This window comes from Streptomyces sp. NPDC047079, assembly GCF_040643755.1.
Classification (GTDB): Bacteria; Actinomycetota; Actinomycetes; order Streptomycetales; family Streptomycetaceae; genus Streptomyces.
This window is the reverse complement of the sequence record NZ_JBEYUZ010000017.1, coordinates 40,255-57,868: the sequence shown is the minus strand read 5'-3', so window position 1 is coordinate 57,868 and position 17,614 is coordinate 40,255. Positions and strand designations below refer to the sequence as shown.

Annotated in this window: 10 protein-coding genes; 3 read left to right on the top strand and 7 right to left on the bottom strand. The window is 72.8% G+C overall.

Annotated features, from left to right (window positions below; all coding sequences use genetic code 11):
• Window positions 1–43: 43 nt before the first annotated feature.
• A complete protein-coding gene (locus ABZ823_RS21825; protein WP_361662762.1) occupies window positions 44–3,589 on the bottom strand; it encodes an ATP-dependent DNA helicase in 3,546 nt (1,181 codons plus the stop codon).
• A 377-nt stretch (window positions 3,590–3,966) separates the two neighbouring features.
• The gene (locus tag ABZ823_RS21820; RefSeq protein WP_361662759.1) at window positions 3,967–4,332 is read right to left on the bottom strand and encodes an MGMT family protein; all 366 of its coding nucleotides are present in this window, start codon (window positions 4,330–4,332) and stop codon (window positions 3,967–3,969) included.
• A 186-nt stretch (window positions 4,333–4,518) separates the two neighbouring features.
• Between ABZ823_RS21820 and ABZ823_RS21815 the strand changes: the two genes are divergently transcribed.
• From ABZ823_RS21815 to ABZ823_RS21805, 3 genes are all read left to right on the top strand, one after another.
• Window positions 4,519–7,437 (top strand): lysylphosphatidylglycerol synthase domain-containing protein, encoded by a 2,919-nt coding sequence (locus ABZ823_RS21815; protein ID WP_361662756.1) that lies wholly within the window; start codon window positions 4,519–4,521, stop codon window positions 7,435–7,437.
• Between the two features lie 96 nt (window positions 7,438–7,533).
• Window positions 7,534–9,078 carry an alpha/beta hydrolase gene (locus tag ABZ823_RS21810; RefSeq protein ID WP_361662753.1) on the top strand — a complete coding sequence of 515 codons (1,545 nt, stop codon included), beginning with the start codon at window positions 7,534–7,536 and terminating at the stop codon, window positions 9,076–9,078.
• Between the two features lie 204 nt (window positions 9,079–9,282).
• Window positions 9,283–10,824 carry an alpha/beta hydrolase gene (locus tag ABZ823_RS21805; RefSeq protein ID WP_361662750.1) on the top strand — a complete coding sequence of 514 codons (1,542 nt, stop codon included), beginning with the start codon at window positions 9,283–9,285 and terminating at the stop codon, window positions 10,822–10,824.
• A gap of 176 nt (window positions 10,825–11,000) precedes the next feature.
• Here the strand turns inward: ABZ823_RS21805 and moeZ are convergent, their stop codons facing one another.
• From moeZ to ABZ823_RS21780, 5 genes are all read right to left on the bottom strand, one after another.
• Window positions 11,001–12,179 carry an adenylyltransferase/sulfurtransferase MoeZ gene (gene moeZ / locus ABZ823_RS21800; protein ID WP_361662747.1) on the bottom strand — a complete coding sequence of 393 codons (1,179 nt, stop codon included), beginning with the start codon at window positions 12,177–12,179 and terminating at the stop codon, window positions 11,001–11,003.
• A 63-nt stretch (window positions 12,180–12,242) separates the two neighbouring features.
• Window positions 12,243–12,992, bottom strand: a complete 750-nt coding sequence (locus ABZ823_RS21795) for a spherulation-specific family 4 protein (protein WP_361662744.1) — start codon at window positions 12,990–12,992, stop codon at window positions 12,243–12,245.
• Window positions 12,980–13,939, bottom strand: coding sequence for an NAD-dependent epimerase/dehydratase family protein (locus tag ABZ823_RS21790; protein ID WP_361662741.1), 960 nt, complete (start codon window positions 13,937–13,939; stop codon window positions 12,980–12,982). The genes ABZ823_RS21795 and ABZ823_RS21790 overlap by 13 nt, the downstream gene beginning before the upstream one ends.
• Before the next feature lie 217 nt (window positions 13,940–14,156).
• Entirely contained in the window at window positions 14,157–15,320 is a 1,164-nt protein-coding gene (locus ABZ823_RS21785; RefSeq protein ID WP_361662738.1) for a hypothetical protein, read from the bottom strand.
• Between the two features lie 341 nt (window positions 15,321–15,661).
• Window positions 15,662–17,392, bottom strand: a complete 1,731-nt coding sequence (locus ABZ823_RS21780; protein ID WP_361662735.1) for a DUF3492 domain-containing protein — start codon at window positions 17,390–17,392, stop codon at window positions 15,662–15,664.
• Window positions 17,393–17,614: the final 222 nt, after the last annotated feature.

The following is a 17,614-nucleotide window of genomic DNA, read 5'->3' as shown; positions in this document are numbered from 1 at the left end:
ACGGCGTGGCTCGCCGTGGTTACTCCACGGTGCCTTGCTGTGGTCATTCCACGACGTGGCGGCCCTCCGACCGCGCGCTGCACGAGGCGCGGAACGCGCAGTGCGTGCAGTGCTGCCCGGCGGTCGGGGAGAACCGCTCGTCGAGGACCTTGCCCGCGGCGGTGGCCAGCAGCTCGCCGATCCACTGCCCGTCGAGGGGCTCTTGGGCCTGCACCTTGGGCAGGGTGTCGCCGCCGTCCTTCTTGGCGGCGCCCTGCCTCAGCTGGACGAGTTCGGCACCGCCCGGTTCGGGCCGCAGGCCGTCGAAGGCTTCGTCGACGGCGCCCTCGCGCACGGCGAGCTGGTAGACGGCGAGCTGCGGGTGGCGGGCCACCTCGGCGGCGCTGGGCGCCTGCTTGCCGGTCTTGAAGTCGACGACGTAGGCGCGGCCCTCACCGTCCGTCTCGACGCGGTCCATGGAGCCGCGGATGCGCACCTGGTAGTCGCCGGCCGCGAGGGTGACGTCGAAGTCGTGCTCGCTGGCCACCGGGGTGCGCCCGGCGCGGACACCGCCCGAGTCGACGTGCCACTTCAGGAAGCGTTCGAGCGCCACGCGCGCGTTGTGCTTCTCCTGCGCGGACTTCCACGGCGCGTCGAAGGCGAGCGCGTTCCACACCGAGTCGAGGCGCTCCATGAGGACGTCGAGGTCGGCGGGGGTGCGTCCGGAGGCGACCTCGTCGGCGAGGACGTGCACCACGTTGCCGAAGCCCTGGGCGGCCGTCGCGGGTGCGTCGGCCTTCACCTCGCGTCCGAGGAACCACTGCAAGGCGCAGGTGTTCGCGAGCTGGTCGAGGGCGCTGCCGGAGAGCACCACGGGCTGGTCGCGGTCGCGCAGCGGCACCTTGCTCTCGGTCTGGTCCCACATGCCCCACCAGCGGTAGGGGTGTGCGGAGGGCACGAGGGGCCGGCCGTCGTCGTCGGCGAGCGCGGCGAGCCGGGCCAGCCGGTGTGCGGCGGCCTCCCTGAGGGCGTCGGAAGCCCGCGGGTCCACGGTCGTGGCGCGCAGTTCGGCGACGAGCGCGGCCACGGACAGCGGACGGCGCGGGCGGCCGGTGACGTCCTTGGGTTCGACGCCGAGTTCGGTGAGGAAGCGGGAGGGCTGGTCGCCGTCGTCGGCGGGGGCCTTCACGGCGGTCACGACCAGGCGTTCACGGGCGCGTGTGCAGGCGACGTAGAACAGGCGGCGTTCCTCCGCCAGCAGCGCGCCGGGGGTGAGGGGCTCGGCGAGTCCGTCGCGGCCGATGCGGTCGGCCTCCAGCAGGGAGCCGCGGCGGCGCAGGTCCGGCCATAGGCCTTCCTGGACGCCGGCGACGACGACCAGGCGCCACTCAAGGCCCTTGGAGCGGTGCGCGGTCATCAGGCGTACGGCGTCGGGGCGTACGGCGCGACGGGTCAGCGTGTCGGCGGCGATGTCCTGGGCCTCGATCTCCTCCAGGAAGTTGAGGGCGCCCCGGCCGCCGGTGCGCTCCTCGGCGCGCGCCGCGGTCGCGAACAGGGCGCAGACGGCGTCGAGGTCGCGGTCGGCGTTGCGGCCCCCGGCGCCGCCGCGCCGGGAGGCGCTCTCCAGTCGCTTCGGCCAGGGGGTGCCGTCCCACAGGTCCCACAGGGCTTCCTCGGCCGAGCCGCCGCCCGCCAGCCGTTCACGCGCCTTCCTGAGCAGCGCGCCCAGGCGCTGGGCTCCGCGCGCGTACGCGGGGTCGTGCGCCACCAGGCGCTCCGGTTCGGCCAGGGCCCGCGCGAGCAGCTGGTCGGAGGGCGGCGGTGCGGGGTTGCCGGCGGCCCGCTCCTCCTCGCGCAGGGCGCGGCCCAGGCGGCGCAGGTCGGCGGCGTCCATTCCGGCGAGCGGTGAGGTCAGGAGGGTGAGTGCGGTCTCGGTGTCGAGCCAGGGCTCGAGGTGCGCCGTGTCCTGGGCCGCCTCTTCGGGGGCGGGATGGGTGTGCGCCGCGCCCTCTGCCGTTTCGCCGGGGGCAGGATGGGTGTGCGCCGCGCCCTCTGCGGCCTCATCAGACCCCGGATGGGTGTGCGCCGCGCCCTCTTCCGCCTCATCAGACGCCGGACGCGTGTGCGCCGCGCCCTCTTCCGCCTCGTCGGAGTCCGGATGGGTGTGCGCCGCGCCCTGCGTGGTCTCCTCGGAGTCGCGATCGATGGGGGCGCCGGCCTCCGCCCGGGCGACCGCGCGCAGTGCCGTGAGCAGGGGTGTCACGGCCGGCTCGTGGCGCAGCGGCAGGTCGTCTCCGTCGATGTCGAGGGGCACTCCGGCGGCTGTGAGGGTGCGGCGGATCGTCGGGATGGTGCGGGATCCGGCGCGTACGAGAACGGCCATCTCGCCCCAGGGGATGCCGTCCTCCAGGTGTGCCCGGCGCAGGATGTCGGCGACGTTGTCCAGTTCGGTGCCGGGTGTGGGGTACGTGTGGACCTCGACGCAGCCCCCGTCCCGTACCGGAGCGAGTTCCCGGTGGGCGCGCACCTTCTCCGCCGGGAGGCGGGTGAGCGGCATGCGCTGGGTGAGCAGCCGGGTGGCCGCGAGGAGGGCGGCGCCGGAGCGGCGGGATGTCCGAAGGACGTGCACGGGCGCCGGGGTGCCGTCCGGTCGGGGGAAGGCGTACGGGAAGTCCAGGATGCCGCCCACGTCGGCACCCCGGAAGGCGTAGATCGACTGGTCGGGGTCGCCGAAGGCCACCAGGGTCCTCCCGCCGCCCGCGAGGGCCCGCAGCAGCCGGACCTGCGCCGGGTCGGTGTCCTGGTACTCGTCCACATAGACCGCGTCGTACCGGGCGGCCAGCCGGGCGGCGACCTCGGGGCGGCGGGCCAGCAGTACCGCGCGGTGGACCAGTTCGGCGTAGTCGATCACCCCCTGGAGGTCGAGGACGTCGAGGTACTCGGCGAGGAACGCGGAGGCGGCCTCCCAGTCGGGGCGGCCTATGCGCTGGGCGAAGCGGCGCAGGGCCTCCGGACCGAGGCCCAGTTCACGGCTGCGGGCGAGCACGGCGCGCACCTCGTCGGCGAAGCCGCGGGTGGTGAGGCAGGCGCGTAGTTCGTCGGGCCAGCGCACGTGCGCGAGGCCGAGGCGCTCCAGGTCGGGCTGTCCTGCGAGCAGCTCGCGCACGGCCACGTCCTGCTCGGGGCCGGACAGCAGCCGCAGGGGTTCGACGAAGAGGTCGGTGTCCTGGTGGGCGCGGACCAGGGCGTAGCAGAACGAGTGGAACGTGGTGGCCTGCGGGGCGTGTGCCGCGCCCGTGCGCAGCGCCATGCGGTCGCGCAGGTCGACGGCGGCCTTTCGGCTGAAGGTCAGCACCAGGATGCGTTCCGGGTCGCCGCCGCGGGCGATCCGGGCTGCCACGGATTCCACGAGTGTGGTCGTCTTGCCGGTGCCCGGGCCCGCGAGGACGAGCAGGGGGCCGGCCTGGTGGTCAACCACGGCGCGCTGTGGTGCGTCCAGTCGAGGGGGATCCACCTGGACGGGCGGGGTACGCACCAGTCGGTAAGCGCCACGGCTCCCCTGCCGCACCTGGGGGTGCGGCAGGCGCCTGGTGGAGGAAGAGGAGCTCACGTGGTTCGCCGGTCCTGGTGGTCGTGCTCGGGCTTGTCACTGCGGGCGGTGGGGCGCCGTCGTCGTGGGTGGTGGTCGGGCCGCTGGTGGCGTGGCCGCCGCGCGGGAGCGGCGGTGACTGCGTGATGAGGGTGACGCGCGCCGTCGACGCTACGCCCGGGACGGTCCCGGAAGCAGGGCTTCCCCTTGTTCCCGCCGGTTCCTCCGGTCACTCCGTTCCCAGATGTGCCTCCGGTCACCTTTGCCGCGTCTCTCCCGGAGGACACTCCAGCCCCCGCCGTCCCTCATTGCACGAACGTACGACATGTCACGAACGTGCCGCGTTTCCCCCGTACGGGCCACGGCTTCCCGCGCGGCGTGTCCGATGCCGGAAGCTGTCAGGTGTGACCTTCTGCGCATTCGTCGCCGTCCCATCGCGCCCGTCTCATGTCCACGCGCGGCAGATGACCCTCGGACGCGCGGCCGGCCTCCCTCAAGGGCGTGTCCTCCTCCCGGTAGTGGCCGAGGGCGTCCAGTTCATGGCCCGCAAGGAGTACTCCGTCGGCGCGGACCACCCGCCACCAGGGGACCGCGCCCCCGTAGAGGGCCATCACACGGCCCACCTGGCGCGGACCGCCCTCCGCCAGCCACTCGGCCACGTCCCCGTACGTCATGACACGCCCAGGCGGGATGCGTTCGGCCAGGTCAAGGACCCGTTCCGCGTATTCCGGGAGGGCGTCCACCGGAGGGCTCTGCTCGCTCATCCGCCCCATCCTGCCCCACGCCACCGACAATGTGAGGAGAGAGCGGCCGGACGCAGCCCTCGCCCCGGCGCGCCGCTTCGGGCAGACTGTGCGCCCCCGCATTTGCACCCTGATGCCCCTGTGTGTCGGGTGGGCATGCCACCATCGTGCGGGCGGTGACTGGTGATACGAGACCAAGAAGAGACGATGAAGCAACAGGGTGTGCACCCCGAAGGAGCGGAGGGCACCTCTGAGGGTTCGTCGCGCCCGGACACCGCCGCCTCAGGTCCCGCTGCGGGCGAGGACGCGCAGAAGGCTGCCGGCGAAGACGCACAGAAGAAGGCGCAGGCGCATACGGACGACGGGCCCCGAGGGCAGGACGCCCAGAGCCCGGGAGGCGATGCCCGGCGGCCCGCGGGCGACACGCGGGAGCGGCAAGAAGACGCGCCGCGGCAGGCGGACGGCGAACCGCGGCACACGGACCTCGAACCGGGCTCCCCCGCCGCGGACGCGGCCTGCGCAGACGCCCCCAACGACGAGGTGGAGGGCGACGAACCGCTGCTCCCCGCGCGCGTGCACCGTCCTTCCGATCTGATGCGCCTCCTGGTGGGCGTCCTCGCGATCGCCGTGCTGCTCGCCATCGCCGCGTTCGCGCACGGCACCACCTCCGGGCTCGAACAGGACATCAACAAGGGCACGGGACAGGCGCCCGATCTCCTGATCAAGCTTGCTGGTCTGGCGTCCAGCATCGCGATCCTGCTGGTGCCGGTCGCGTTCGCGATCGAACGGCTGATCAAGCGGGACGGTCTCCGCATCGCCGACGGCGTCCTCGCGGCGGTCCTCGCGCACGGGGTGACCCTCGCCACGGACCTATGGGTCGCCAGGGCGGCACCGCCCTCGATCCAGGACGCGCTGACCCAGCCCTCCCCCGGCGACATCCACGCCCTCACCGACCCGGTGCACGGCTATCTCGCGCCGGTCATCGCCTACATGACGGCCGTGGGGATGTCCCGCAGACCCCGCTGGCGCGCCGTGCTGTGGGTGGTACTGCTCCTCGACGCCTTCTCCATGCTGGTCACCGGCTACACGACACCGTTCTCGATCGTCCTGACGGTGCTGATCGGCTGGAGCGTCGCGGCCGGGACGCTGTACGCGGTCGGCTCGCCGAACGTACGGCCCACCGGGCGGACCCTGATGGCGGGGCTGCGCACCGTCGGCTTCCGCCCCGTGGGCGCGGCGCGTGAGGAGACGCCCGACACGGCGGACAACGGCGACCGCGGTCGGCGCTACTTCGTCACACTGGAGGACGGCCCGCCCCTGGACGTCACGGTCGTCGACCGCGAGCAGCAGGCCCAGGGTTTCTTCTACCGGGTGTGGCGGCGTCTGACGCTGCGCGGGATCACCACCCGCAGCAGCCTCCAGTCGCTGCGCCAGGCCCTGGAGCAGGAGGCGCTCCTCGCATACGCGGCCATCGCGGCCGGCGCCAACGCCCCCAAGCTGATCGCGACCTCCGAGCTGGGCCCCGACGCGGTGATGCTCGTCTACGAGCACACCGGCGGCCGCACTCTGGACCAGCTGGCCGACGAGGAGATCACCGACGGGCTGCTGCACGACACCTGGCACCAGGTGCGGGCATTGCAGTCGCGGCGCATCGCGCACCGCCGGCTCGCCGGTGACGCCATCGTGGTGGATCGTTCCGGCACCGTCATCCTGACCGACCTGCGCAGCGGCGAGATCGCGGCCGGCGATCTGGTGCTGCGGATGGACATCGCGCAGTTGCTGGCCACGCTCGGGCTGCGGGTCGGCGCCGAACGGTCGGTGGCCTCCGCCGTCGCCGTGCTCGGCCCCGACACGGTCGCCGACTGCCTGCCCATGCTCCAGCCGATCGCGCTGACCCGCACTACGCGCGCGACGCTGCGGAAACTGGCCCGGGAGCGGGCCGGGCGGGAGCGGGAAGCGGTCCTGGACGCCTCCCGGCAGGCCAAGCTGGCCCGAGCGCAGGAGGCGGGCGACAGCACCGGGGTCGTCCTCGACAAGCCCGACAAGAAGGCCGTACGCGCCGAGCAGCGGGCCGAGAAACGAGCGATCGACGAGGCACTGGACGAGGCCCGCGAGGAGGATCTCCTCACCCAGATCCGCCATCAGGTGCTGCGGATCAGGCCGCAGGCGCCGGTCGAACCGGTCCGCCTGGAGCGGGTGCGGCCGCGCACACTGATCAGTTTCATGGCCGGCGCCATCGGCGCGTACTTCCTGCTGACGCAGCTCACCCACATCCAGTTCGGCACGCTCTTCGCCAACGCCCAGTGGGGCTGGGTGGCGGCCGCCGTGTTCTTCTCCGCGCTGAGCTATGTCGCTGCGGCGATGGCGCTGCTCGGCTTCGTCCCCGAACGGGTGCCTTTCCTGCGGACCGTGGCGGCCCAGGTCGCCGGGTCGTTCGTGAAGATCGTGGCGCCCGCGGCGGTGGGCGGGGTCGCACTCAACACACGCTTCCTCCAGCGGGCGGGGGTACGGCCGGGGCTGGCGGTGGCGAGCGTGGGCGCCTCGCAGCTGTTCGGGCTCGGCTGCCATGTGCTGATGCTGCTGTCGTTCGGCTATCTCACCGGCACCGAGAAGACGCCGTCGTTGTCGCCGTCCCGCACGGTCATCGCCGGTCTGCTGACGGTCGCGGTGCTCGTCCTGGTGGTGACGTCCGTGCCGTTCCTGCGGAAATTCGTCGTCACGCGCGTCAGGTCGCTGTTCGCCGGTGTCGTGCCCCGCATGCTCGATGTGCTGCAGCGGCCGCAGAAGCTGGTCACCGGCATCGGCGGCATGCTGCTGCTGACCGCGTGCTTCGTGATGTGTCTGGACGCCTCGATCCGGGCGTTCGGGCACGAGGAGCACACCTCGCTGAGCCTGGCCAGTGTGGCGGTCGTGTTCCTGGCGGGCAACGCGCTCGGCTCGGCGGCCCCGACCCCCGGCGGCGTGGGCGCGGTCGAGGCGACCCTCACAGTGGGCCTCATCGCCGTCGGCCTGCCCAAGGAGGTCGCGGCGCCCGCGGTGCTCCTGTACCGGCTGCTGACGCTGTGGCTGCCGGTTCTGCCGGGGTGGCTGTTCTTCAACCATCTGACGCGCAAGGAAGCGCTCTAGGCAGGTGCCTTCCCACGGCCGGCCGTGGGAAGGCGACCCTCACCCGCACGGCCCGCGCCCCGAGCGCTCCGCGCCGCGCGGCCCCACGATGGGAGCATGCCGAACCGTCTCCGCATCCGCACCGCTGCCCTCACCGCGACCGCCGTCGTCCTGCCCTCCTTGATGGCGGGCTGCGCCGGCGGCTTCGTGGACGGGGAGCTGTCGAGTCAGAAGCTGATCTGGAAGGACTGCCCAGCGCCGTCCGAGTCGGAGGGCGGCGGCAGTGCGCCCTCTCCCCTGCCGAACGGCGACAGGTGGCAGTGCGCGACCATGAAGGCGCCCCTGAACTGGAACAACCCCTCCAGCGGCACCATCGGGATCGCGCTGATCCGGGCGAAGTCCAGCGGTCCCCCGAGCAAGCGGATCGGTTCCCTCGTCTTCAACTTCGGCGGTCCCGGCGGTTCCGGGGTCAGCGCGCTGCCCGCTTTCGCACAGGACTACGAGACCCTCCGCACCCGCTACGACCTGGTGAGCTTCGACCCGCGCGGGGTCGGCCGCAGCGCGGGCGTCGAGTGCGAGGACGACCAGCAGCTCGACGCGTACTTCCAGCAGGACATGACGCCCGACACCGCGGCCGAGCGGAAGACCTTCCTGAACAACATCAAGCAGTTCAACAAGGCCTGCCAGCAGCACTCGGGCCGCGTTCTGCCGTATGTGCGCACCACGGACGCCGCCCGCGACATGGACCTGATGCGCAAGGTGCTCGGCGACGCCAAGCTGCACTACTTCGGCATCTCCTACGGCACCGAACTGGGCGCCGTCTACGCGCACTTGTTCCCCGGGAACGTGGGGCGGGCCGTCTTCGACGGGGTCGTCGACCCGACGGGGGACCCGGTGCGGTCCTCGCTCGGACAGGCCAAGGGCTTCCAGCTCGCGCTGGACAACTACGCCCGGGACTGCACCTCGAAGAGCACGGGCTGTCCGGTCGGCAGCACCCCGCGGGACGTCAAGAACCGGATCGCCAAACTGCTGAAGGACCTCGACAAGAAGCCTCTCCCCGGCATCTTCCCCCGTCGCCTGACCGAGACCGCCGCCACCAACGGCATCGCGCAGGCCTTGTACTCCAAGGACTTCTGGGACTACCTCACCGAGGGCCTGGTGCAGGCGTACGCGGGTGACGGCAGATTGCTCATGGCGCTGTCGGACGCGATGAACGGCCGCAACGAGAACGGCCAGTACAGCAATCTGATCCCCGCGAACGTCGCGGTCAACTGCTCGGACGCCAAGCCCCGGTACACCGTCGCCGACGTCCAGGCGAAGCTCCCGCAGTTCCGGGCCGCCGCCCCGCTGTTCGGGGACTATCTCGCCTGGGGCCTGATCGGCTGCACGAACTGGCCGGTGGCCGGAGCCGCCGACCACCCGGACGTGAGCGCCCCCGGGGCCCCGCCGATCCTCGTGGTCGGCAACACCGGCGACCCCGCGACCCCGTACGAGGGGGCGAAGAGGATGGTGAAAGCGCTCGGACCCGGTGTCGGCGTCGAGCTGACGTACAGGGGCCAGGGGCACGGTTCCTACGACAGCAAGAACAAGTGTGTGCAGACCGTCGTCAACAACTACCTGCTGAACGGCAAGGTCCCCGCGGCCGGCACCGTCTGCTCCTGATCCCCGGCGGCTCCCCGCCCCGGGGATCCCCGCCTCCACCAGGTCCCCGCAATTGCGGGCCCGGCCCACGGCCGACACGGCGTACGGAGGAAAAGTGCAGGTCAGGCGGTTTTCCACAGGCGGCCATGGGCTCGGGTCGATCCACCTACCATGGCATGACTGCTCCCCGCCGCTCCGTGCGGAGAGCTCATGAGGGGGGTGCACATGCCACGTTATCTACGGTGGACGGCAGCGGTCGCGGCCGCCGTGCTGATCACCGGCTGCGGCAGCGGCTCGGCCGACTCGGGTACCGACGACGACGGCAAGGGCCGCTCCGGCGCATCCGTGTCGGCACCGCCAAGGGGCGACACACCGGGACTGCCCGCCTCGCTCACCGGCCAGAAGCTCGCCTGGAGCCGGTGCAAGGGCGTCTCGGCGCCGGGCGGCGACTGGCAGTGCGCGACGCTGAGGGCGCCACTGGACTGGTCGCAGCCGGGCGGGGAGACCATCGGCATCGCACTGATCAGGTCCAAGGCGAGCGGAGACAGGCGCATAGGCTCCCTCCTGTTCAACTTCGGGGGCCCCGGCGGCTCCGGCGTCTCGACGCTGCCGGCGTACGCGAGCGTGGTCTCCACACTTCACGAGCGGTATGACCTGGTGAGCTGGGACCCGCGCGGAGTAGGGCGGAGCGAGGGCATCCGCTGCCGCAGCGACCAGGCGATCAAGGCGGCCGAGACCATCGACGCCACACCGGACGACGCCGCCGAGGAGAAGGCGTACCTGGATGACGCCATCGCCTTCGGCAAGGGGTGCGCGAAGGCGGCCGGGAAGCTGCTCCCGCACGTGTCGACGATCGACACCGCGCGCGACATGGACCTGATGCGCCAGGTCCTCGGCGACCGGACGATGCACTACTTCGGCATCTCGTACGGCACCGAAGTGGGCGGCGTGTACGCGCACCTGTTCCCGAAGAACGTGGGGCGCATGGTGCTGGACGCCGTGGTCGACCCGACCGCCGACAGCTTGGGCCAGGCGAAGAACCAGACCCGCGGTTTCCAGCGCGCGCTCGACAACTACCTCACGTCGACGGGCCAGGACCCCGAGCAGGGCACCCGCAAGATCGCGGATCTGCTCAAGCGGATCGACGCCAAGCCCCTGCCGACCTCGTCCGGTCGTGAGCTCACCCAGACCCTGGCCCTCACCGGCATCGTGCTGCCGCTCTACAGCAGGGAAAGCTGGCCCACTCTCACCAGCGCCCTCCAGGCGGCCAAGGGAGGGGACGGCTCCGAACTGCTGCGGCTGGCCGACGGGTACAACAACCGTGACGCCCGCGGGCACTACGGCACGGCATCGCACTCCCAGCGGGTCATATCGTGCCTGGACGAGAAGCAGCGGCCCCAAGTCCGGCAGGTGAAGCAGCTGCTGCCGGAGTTCGAGCAGATCTCGCCCGTGTTCGGCGACTATCTGGGCTGGGACACGGCCGGCTGGTGCCACGACTGGCCGGTGCCCGGACAGGTCGACCACGCGGAAGTCAGTGCGCCGGGAGCCGCGCCGGTGCTGCTGGTGGGCAACACCGGGGATCCGGCGACACCGTACGAAGGCGCCCGCAGAATGGCCGACGCGCTGGGCAAGGGCGTCGGTGTCGAGCTCACCTGGAAGGGCGAGGGCCACGGCGCGTACGGAAGCGGAAGCACCTGCGTGGACTCGGCGGTGAACGCATACCTTCTGAACGGCACGGTCCCCAGGGACGGCAAGGTCTGCTCATGACCGCGACTCAGCAACCAGCGGGTGGTGGACGGGGGGCTACCGGTACAGCGAAGTCCGGCGGTCCCTCGGCCGTGGGAGGTCAGCCGACGCCGACCGACAACGACGGAAGCCCACGGCATCCGAACTGGTCAGAGCCGTGGGCTTCTCCGCTCCCGCTGGGTCAGCGAAAGGGCCGATCAGTACACGGGCTTGTCGGGCTCGATCTGGTTGACCCAGCCGATGACGCCGCCACCGACGTGGACCGCGTCCGCGAAGCCGGCCGACTTCAGGACGGCGAGGACTTCCGCACTGCGGACACCCGTCTTGCAGTGCAGGACGATCTTCTTGTCCTGCGGCAGGTTCTCCAGGGCCGCGCCCAGGAGGAACTCGTTCTTCGGAATCAGCCGGGCGCCCGGGATGGAGACGATCTCGTACTCGTTGGGCTCCCGCACGTCGATGATGTCGATGTTCTCGCCGTCGTCGATCCACTCCTTGAGCTGCTTGGGAGTGATCGTCGAGCCGGCGGCCGCCGCCTGGGCCTCCTCGGAGACGACGCCGCAGAAGGCCTCGTAGTCGATGAGCTCGGTGACGGTGGGGTTCTCGCCGCAGACCGCGCAGTTGGGGTCCTTGCGGACCTTGACCTGGCGGTACTGCATCTCCAGGGCGTCGTAGATCATCAGGCGGCCCACCAGCGGCTCGCCGGTGCCCGTGAGGACCTTGATCGCCTCGGTGACCTGGATGGAGCCGATGGACGCGCACAGCACGCCGAGGACGCCGCCCTCGGCGCAGGAGGGAACCATGCCCGGCGGCGGGGGCTCCGGGTACAGGCAGCGGTAGCAGGGACCGTGCTCGGACCAGAAGACGGAGGCCTGGCCGTCGAAGCGGTAGATCGAGCCCCACACATACGGCTTGTTGAGCAGGACGCACGCGTCGTTGACCAGGTAGCGGGTCGCGAAGTTGTCCGTGCCGTCGACGATCAGGTCGTACTGGCTGAAGATGTCCATCACGTTGTCGGCCTCGAGCCGCTCCTCGTGAAGGATCACGTTCACATAGGGGTTGATGCCCTTGACCGTGTCGCGCGCGGACTCGGCCTTGGAGCGGCCGATGTCGGCCTGGCTGTGGATGATCTGCCGTTGCAGGTTCGACTCGTCGACCTCGTCGAACTCCACGATGCCGAGCGTTCCCACGCCGGCCGCGGCCAGGTACATCAGCGCCGGCGAGCCCAGGCCGCCGGCGCCCACACAAAGCACCTTGGCGTTCTTCAGCCGCTTCTGCCCGTCCATCCCGACGTCGGGGATGATCAGGTGGCGGGAGTACCTGCGGACCTCGTCTACGGTGAGCTCGGCAGCCGGCTCGACCAGGGGTGGCAGCGACACGGGGACTCCGTTGGTCGGTCAATCACTACGGTTGTTCTCCACGTAACACTGCCACGCCCTTCTTCATTCCGAGACACCCGTTCCGAGGCGCGAGACGATGTCGTCCCAGTAGCCGGGCATGGTCTCCCAGGGGTCGGTTCGGCCGCCGCGGACCGTGCGGTCGGTGAGCCAGATGGTGCCGGCGCCCTGCCAGCGGGCGATGCGCAGCGCCTCCTCGAGGTGGCCGCGCGGCACCCCGTGCACGAAGTGGCAGAACCGCTCGGGTGGGTGGTCGGCGGTCCACTCGGCCACCTGCGACCAGCGGTAGTCGTTCCAGGAGCCGGAGAAGGTGACCAGTTGGTCGGCGTGCTCGACATATCCGGGGTGGGGGTGGGCGCCGTGCCCCAGGACGATGTGCGCGTGGTCGAGGAGCGCCCGGAGCGTGGTGATCAGGCGGCGGATCTCGGGGAGCGCGGCGCGTTCGGTCGGGCACCGGTCCAGGAGGAACCCGTCGACGCGGTACCAGTCGAGGTAGCGGTGCGCGTCGGAGATCAGCTCACCGAAGGCTCGCGCGCCCTGGGTGATGTCGAGGTGACCGAGAACACGGACGCCCGCGGTGCGCAGACGTCCCGTGGCCTCCACGCAGTGCGGGTCGGAGCGGCTGCCGGGGCCGTCGCTCACGTTGAGGACGGCCCAGTGCACCGGGGTGCCCGGGCGGGCGAGCGCACCCCATTCCGCGGGTGCGACAAGGGGGTGCGCATATCCGGGGATGCCGAGGCCGACGCCCAGATCGGTGCTGGCGGTTCCCGCCGTGGTGCTGGTCAGATGCGGCATGCCGCCTCCATCCAGATGTCGGCGAGGGACTCCTCGAGGTTGATGCGGGGCCGCCAGCCGAGTCGGTCGCGGGCGGTGCGCACATCGGCTTGCTGCCAGCTGCCGCAGCCGTCGGGGTAGGGGTAGGCGACCGGGCCGGGGTGCTCCTGTTCGGTGCGGGGGTGGCCGATGGACGGCCGCACCGGTCCGGGGAGTCCGTCGAGTTCGTGCAGGGCCCCGCCGTAGCCGGCCACCCGCGCGAGGACGGCGGCCGCGTCCCGCAGGCGCACGGCGCGGCCCGAACCGATGTTGATCACGCCCTGGGCGGCGGAGAGAGACGCTGCGTGGACGGCACGGGCGACATCGCGTACGTCGACGAAGTCGCGCTGCACGCCGAGTCCGCCGAGCTTGAGTTCGCCGTCGCCCGACTGCATGGCGCGGCGCAGGGCCTCCGCGAGGCGGCCCAGCGGGGATCCGGCGGGCGTGCCGGGTCCGGCGGGCGAGAACACGCGGAGCACGACGGCGTCCAGTCCGGAGCCGAGGACGAGTTCGGTGGCGGCGAGCTTGCTGACGCCGTACGGGCCGCCGGGCCGCGGGACGGCGTCCTCGGCCGTGGAGGAGCCGGGCTGGCTGGGCCCGTACTCGGCGCCGCAGCCGATCTGCACCAGGCGGGCCCCGCATCCGCTGCGGCGCAGGGCCTCGCAGATGGTGGCGACGGCGACGGTGTTGTGCCGGGTGAGTTCGCGGGCGCCGCCGCGGATGGCTCCGGCGCAGTTGATGACGACTCCGGGGTGCACGGCGTCCAGGAAGCGGGTGAGTGCGCCGGGGCTGCCGGACGCGAGGTCGAACCGTACGTCGGCGTCGTCGCCGCGGCCGAGGGCGGTGAGCTGCACGGCCGGGTCGGCGAGCAGGCGGTCGGCGACGAAGCGGCCGAGGTATCCGTTGGCTCCGATCAGCAGGACCCTCATCGGGCGGCTCCCGGGGCGGGTTCTCCGGTTCGGGAGGTGATCATCTGGCGTTCTCCTTCAGGGGTGGTGCCGTGGGATGTGAGGGGCCCGCGGTGTCGGCCCCGCGGGAGCAACGTGCGCGGGAACGGGTCCCGGGCAGCGGTGGCGGCTCATGGCGTCGGCGGTGGGGGCGCCATGAGCCGGGCCTCAGGGTGGTGGCGGATGCCATGGGCCGCGCTCAGGGTGATCCGGGAGGCCGGGCGTGGGCCGAGGCCCGGGTCAGGGTGCGGGTCGCGTGGATCAGCAGGGCGAGGGCGGCCGGGGCGCAGACCAGGGCCGGGACGGCGTCCGTGCCGAGGACGTCGGCCAGGGCGCGCACCGGGGCGGCCAGGAATCCGCAGCCGGGGAGCCGGTCGGCGAAGACCGTGGTCAGGGCGGTCGCCTCGAGGGCGGTCGCGATGCCGAGGACGACGGCCGGGGCGCGGCCATGGCCGTAGGCGATGAGCAGCCGGGCGAGCAGCAGTAGCGCGCCCAGGGCGCCGGCTCCGGGGTAGGCGGCGGGCTCTTCGAGGAGCGCCGCGCACAGCGTGAGCAGGGCGGCCAGTGCGCAGACGAAGAGTGCGACGGCGCCGAGGAGGAGTGGGGTGACCGACGAGGTGAACTCGGCCAGGCCCCGGCTGGCGGAGAGCCGGCGGCGGGCGCCTGCGGCGAAGAGGCGGGCGCACCAGGCGGCCGGGGCGCAGGCCAGGGCGAGGGCGAGAACGGGCGCGGTGGCCGGGGGCCAGGGGCCGTCAGGGCCGCCGTCCAGTGCGGCGCGCAGCAGGCCGTCGCCGAACAGGGCGTAGGCGAGGAGCCAGCAGGTCCACGCCCGCGTGGCGGTGGGTGGGTGGTGGGCGGGCCCGCGCAGGGGGCCGCGGCCGAGGGCCGCGCGGAGCCCGAGGGTGACGGCGAGGGCGCCGAGTGCGGCGGCGCCGAGTCGGATCCTGCCGTCGGTGAGCCGGAGCGCGATGACGGCGCCCGCGCACAGGGCGCCCGGGAGCAGAGCCCACGCGGCCCAGACCCGGGGCTCGCGGGGCGCGTCCGCCGGGGCGGGCGGCTGCGGTGGCTGGTCTCCGTCGCGGGGTACGCGCGCGTACATCTCCTCGGCGAGGGAGAACACGTCGCGGTGCCGGAAGCGTGCGGCGGCGCGGTCGGTCAGACCGTGGGCCTCGAGGCCGGCCGCGATCTCCAGGGGGTCGACGGCCCGCTCGCACAGGTCACGGTGCCGGTGCATGAGGGCCTTGACGGGGTCGGCGGCGCCGCGGCGGGCGGGGGGCCTGCCGGCCGGGTCCGCGCCACCGGCGGATACGCCGCCGATCGTCCCGGCCGCCCGGGAAGCGGCCTCCTCCGCGTGCACTCGCAACGGCCCTCCACCCGAGGAAGGCACGCCCTCCGGGACTTCGCGGCGGGCGGGGGGCCTGCCGGCCGGGTCCGCGCCACCGGCGGACGCGCCGCCGATCGTCCCGGCCGCCCGGGAAGCGGCCTCCTCCGCGTGCACTCGCAACGGCCCTGCGCCCGAGGGACGGGGGCCCTCTCCTGGGCGGGCGGGGGGCCTGCCGGCCGGGTCCGCGCCACCGGCGGATACGCCGCCGGTCGTCCCGGCCGCCCGGGAAGCGGCCTCCTCCGCGTGCACTCGCAACGGCCCTGCGCCCGAGGGACGGGGGCCCTCCGGGGTGCCCGGGCGGTCCAGTTCTCCCAAGTCGCTCATCGCGCGCCCTCCGCCGCCGGGACGGGTGCCTCAAGGCCGGTGGCGCGTACGGGGGCCGTCGCCTCGTCCGGTGCCCACGCCCAGCGTGGCCTGCCGCGCGGCAGTCGCGGCTCGGTCCAGCGGCCGGGGAGATGGGCTTCCGCGGGCGCGCCGAAGGGCAGGGGCGCGCCGGTGCGGTCCACGAGCACGCGCCGGACGGGCGAGTGGGAGACGATCTCCAGGTAGAGGTCGTGGAACGCCGTGACGTTCTGCTCCACGGTGAACAGTTCGAGGGCTCGGGCGCGGGCGGCCGCGCCGAGGCGCTCACGGCGCTCGGGGTCGCGCAGGAGCGCAAGGCACGCCTCGGCGAGCGCGCGCGGGTTGCGCGGCGGGACGACGAGGCCGGTGCCGCCGATGACCTCCACCACGGCGCCCACGTCCGTGGACACCGTCGCCCGGCCGCAGAACATGGCCTCCACGAGGCTGACCGGGAACCCTTCGACGACGCTCGACAGAACGACGACCGCGCCCGCGGCGTAGGCCTCCGCCAGCTCGGGCAGGTCCGGCCCGCCGATGTCCTCGAACGACACCGGGTTGTCGCCGATGTCGTGCACGCCGTCGGCCTCGTCGGGGAAGAGCTGTGCGGCCAGCGCCCGGCAGTGTGCGAGGTAGGCGGTGCCCTCGGCGCCCGTCGGCGCTCCGACGATCCGCAGCCGGGTCTTCGGCTCCTGCTTGCGGATCTCGGCGAAGGCGTGGAGCAGGCAGATCAGGTCCTTCGCCGGTTCGACGCGGCCGACCCAGACCAGCGTTCGGGGGTCCGCCCGGTCGGTGGCCTCGCCCACCTCCGCGAAGTGCGAGGCCTCCATGCCGGGGTAGACGGTGCGCAGCTTGCCGCGGTCGGCGCCGCAGCGTTCCTGCCAGCGGCGGGCGTGGGTGTTGCCGGGGGTGATGCACGCGGCCCGGCGGTAGACCTCGCAGGCCAGCAGGCGGTGGAAGGAGGCGAGCAGTGCGCGCACCGCGCGGGGCGTCTCGCGCGAGGTCCCCAGGTAGTGCGCCCGTAGCTGCACGCCGTACTCGGTGACGAGCAGCGGGATCTGGGCGAAGTGCCGGGCGAGCAGCCCGGGCAGTGCCGCGGTGCCGCCCGCGGTGGCGTGGCAGAGGTCGACCGAGCCGAGCCCGTCGTCCTCGTACCAGTCGAGCGACAGGGGGCGCAGGGCGCGTTCGAGATGCGCGGCCGTCCGCAGCAGCTCGGGGACGCGCGTCGTGCGCGCGGCCCGCAGGGCGCGCGGCGCGCGGCAGGCCTTCTCCAGGGCGCGGACGGCGGCCTCGGACCGCAGGGCGCCGGTCAGTCCACGCTCGTCGCGGGCCAGTTCGGCGAGCGCGTACAGGGCACTGCCGAAACGGTCCGCCTCGGGGTCGTCCGACCCGGGGAACTCCTGCGGAGATCCTGGTTCCGGTGCCGTGCAGAGGGCGGCGGCCAGTTCGGCGTATGCCTCGGCGAACCGCCGTCGCGCCCGGCGCCCGTGGGCGGCCCCGTCGTCCTCGGCGGTCCACAGGGGAGCCGTCCGTACCCGGGTGACCTGTGGGGGCAGCGGGAGCCGGCCCTCGGTCTCCTGCCGCTCGGTGCGGCTGAGCGCGTAGATCTCGAACTCGTGCTGCCCGAGTCCGCGCACGAGCCGGTCGCACCAGAGCCTGGCGTCACCGCTCACATACGGATAGCCACCCTCCGTAAGCAGTCCGATGCGCACGAGTGCACCCCCGATCTCCCGTATAGGGAGCCGCCGTTGTGCCGGCGGCTCGCAGCGGGACGAACGTATGCGGACAAGGCGGTGGCGCGACGGACGGTTGTCCATCGCACCACCAAAAGGGGTGAACGGTCGTAACTTTCGCGTGCGGACCGCGTTCACTCGTGTCAAGGGATCCGCGGTCGCCCGCCGTTGTGCGGCGGCCGGCCCGGGACCGGCCGCCGC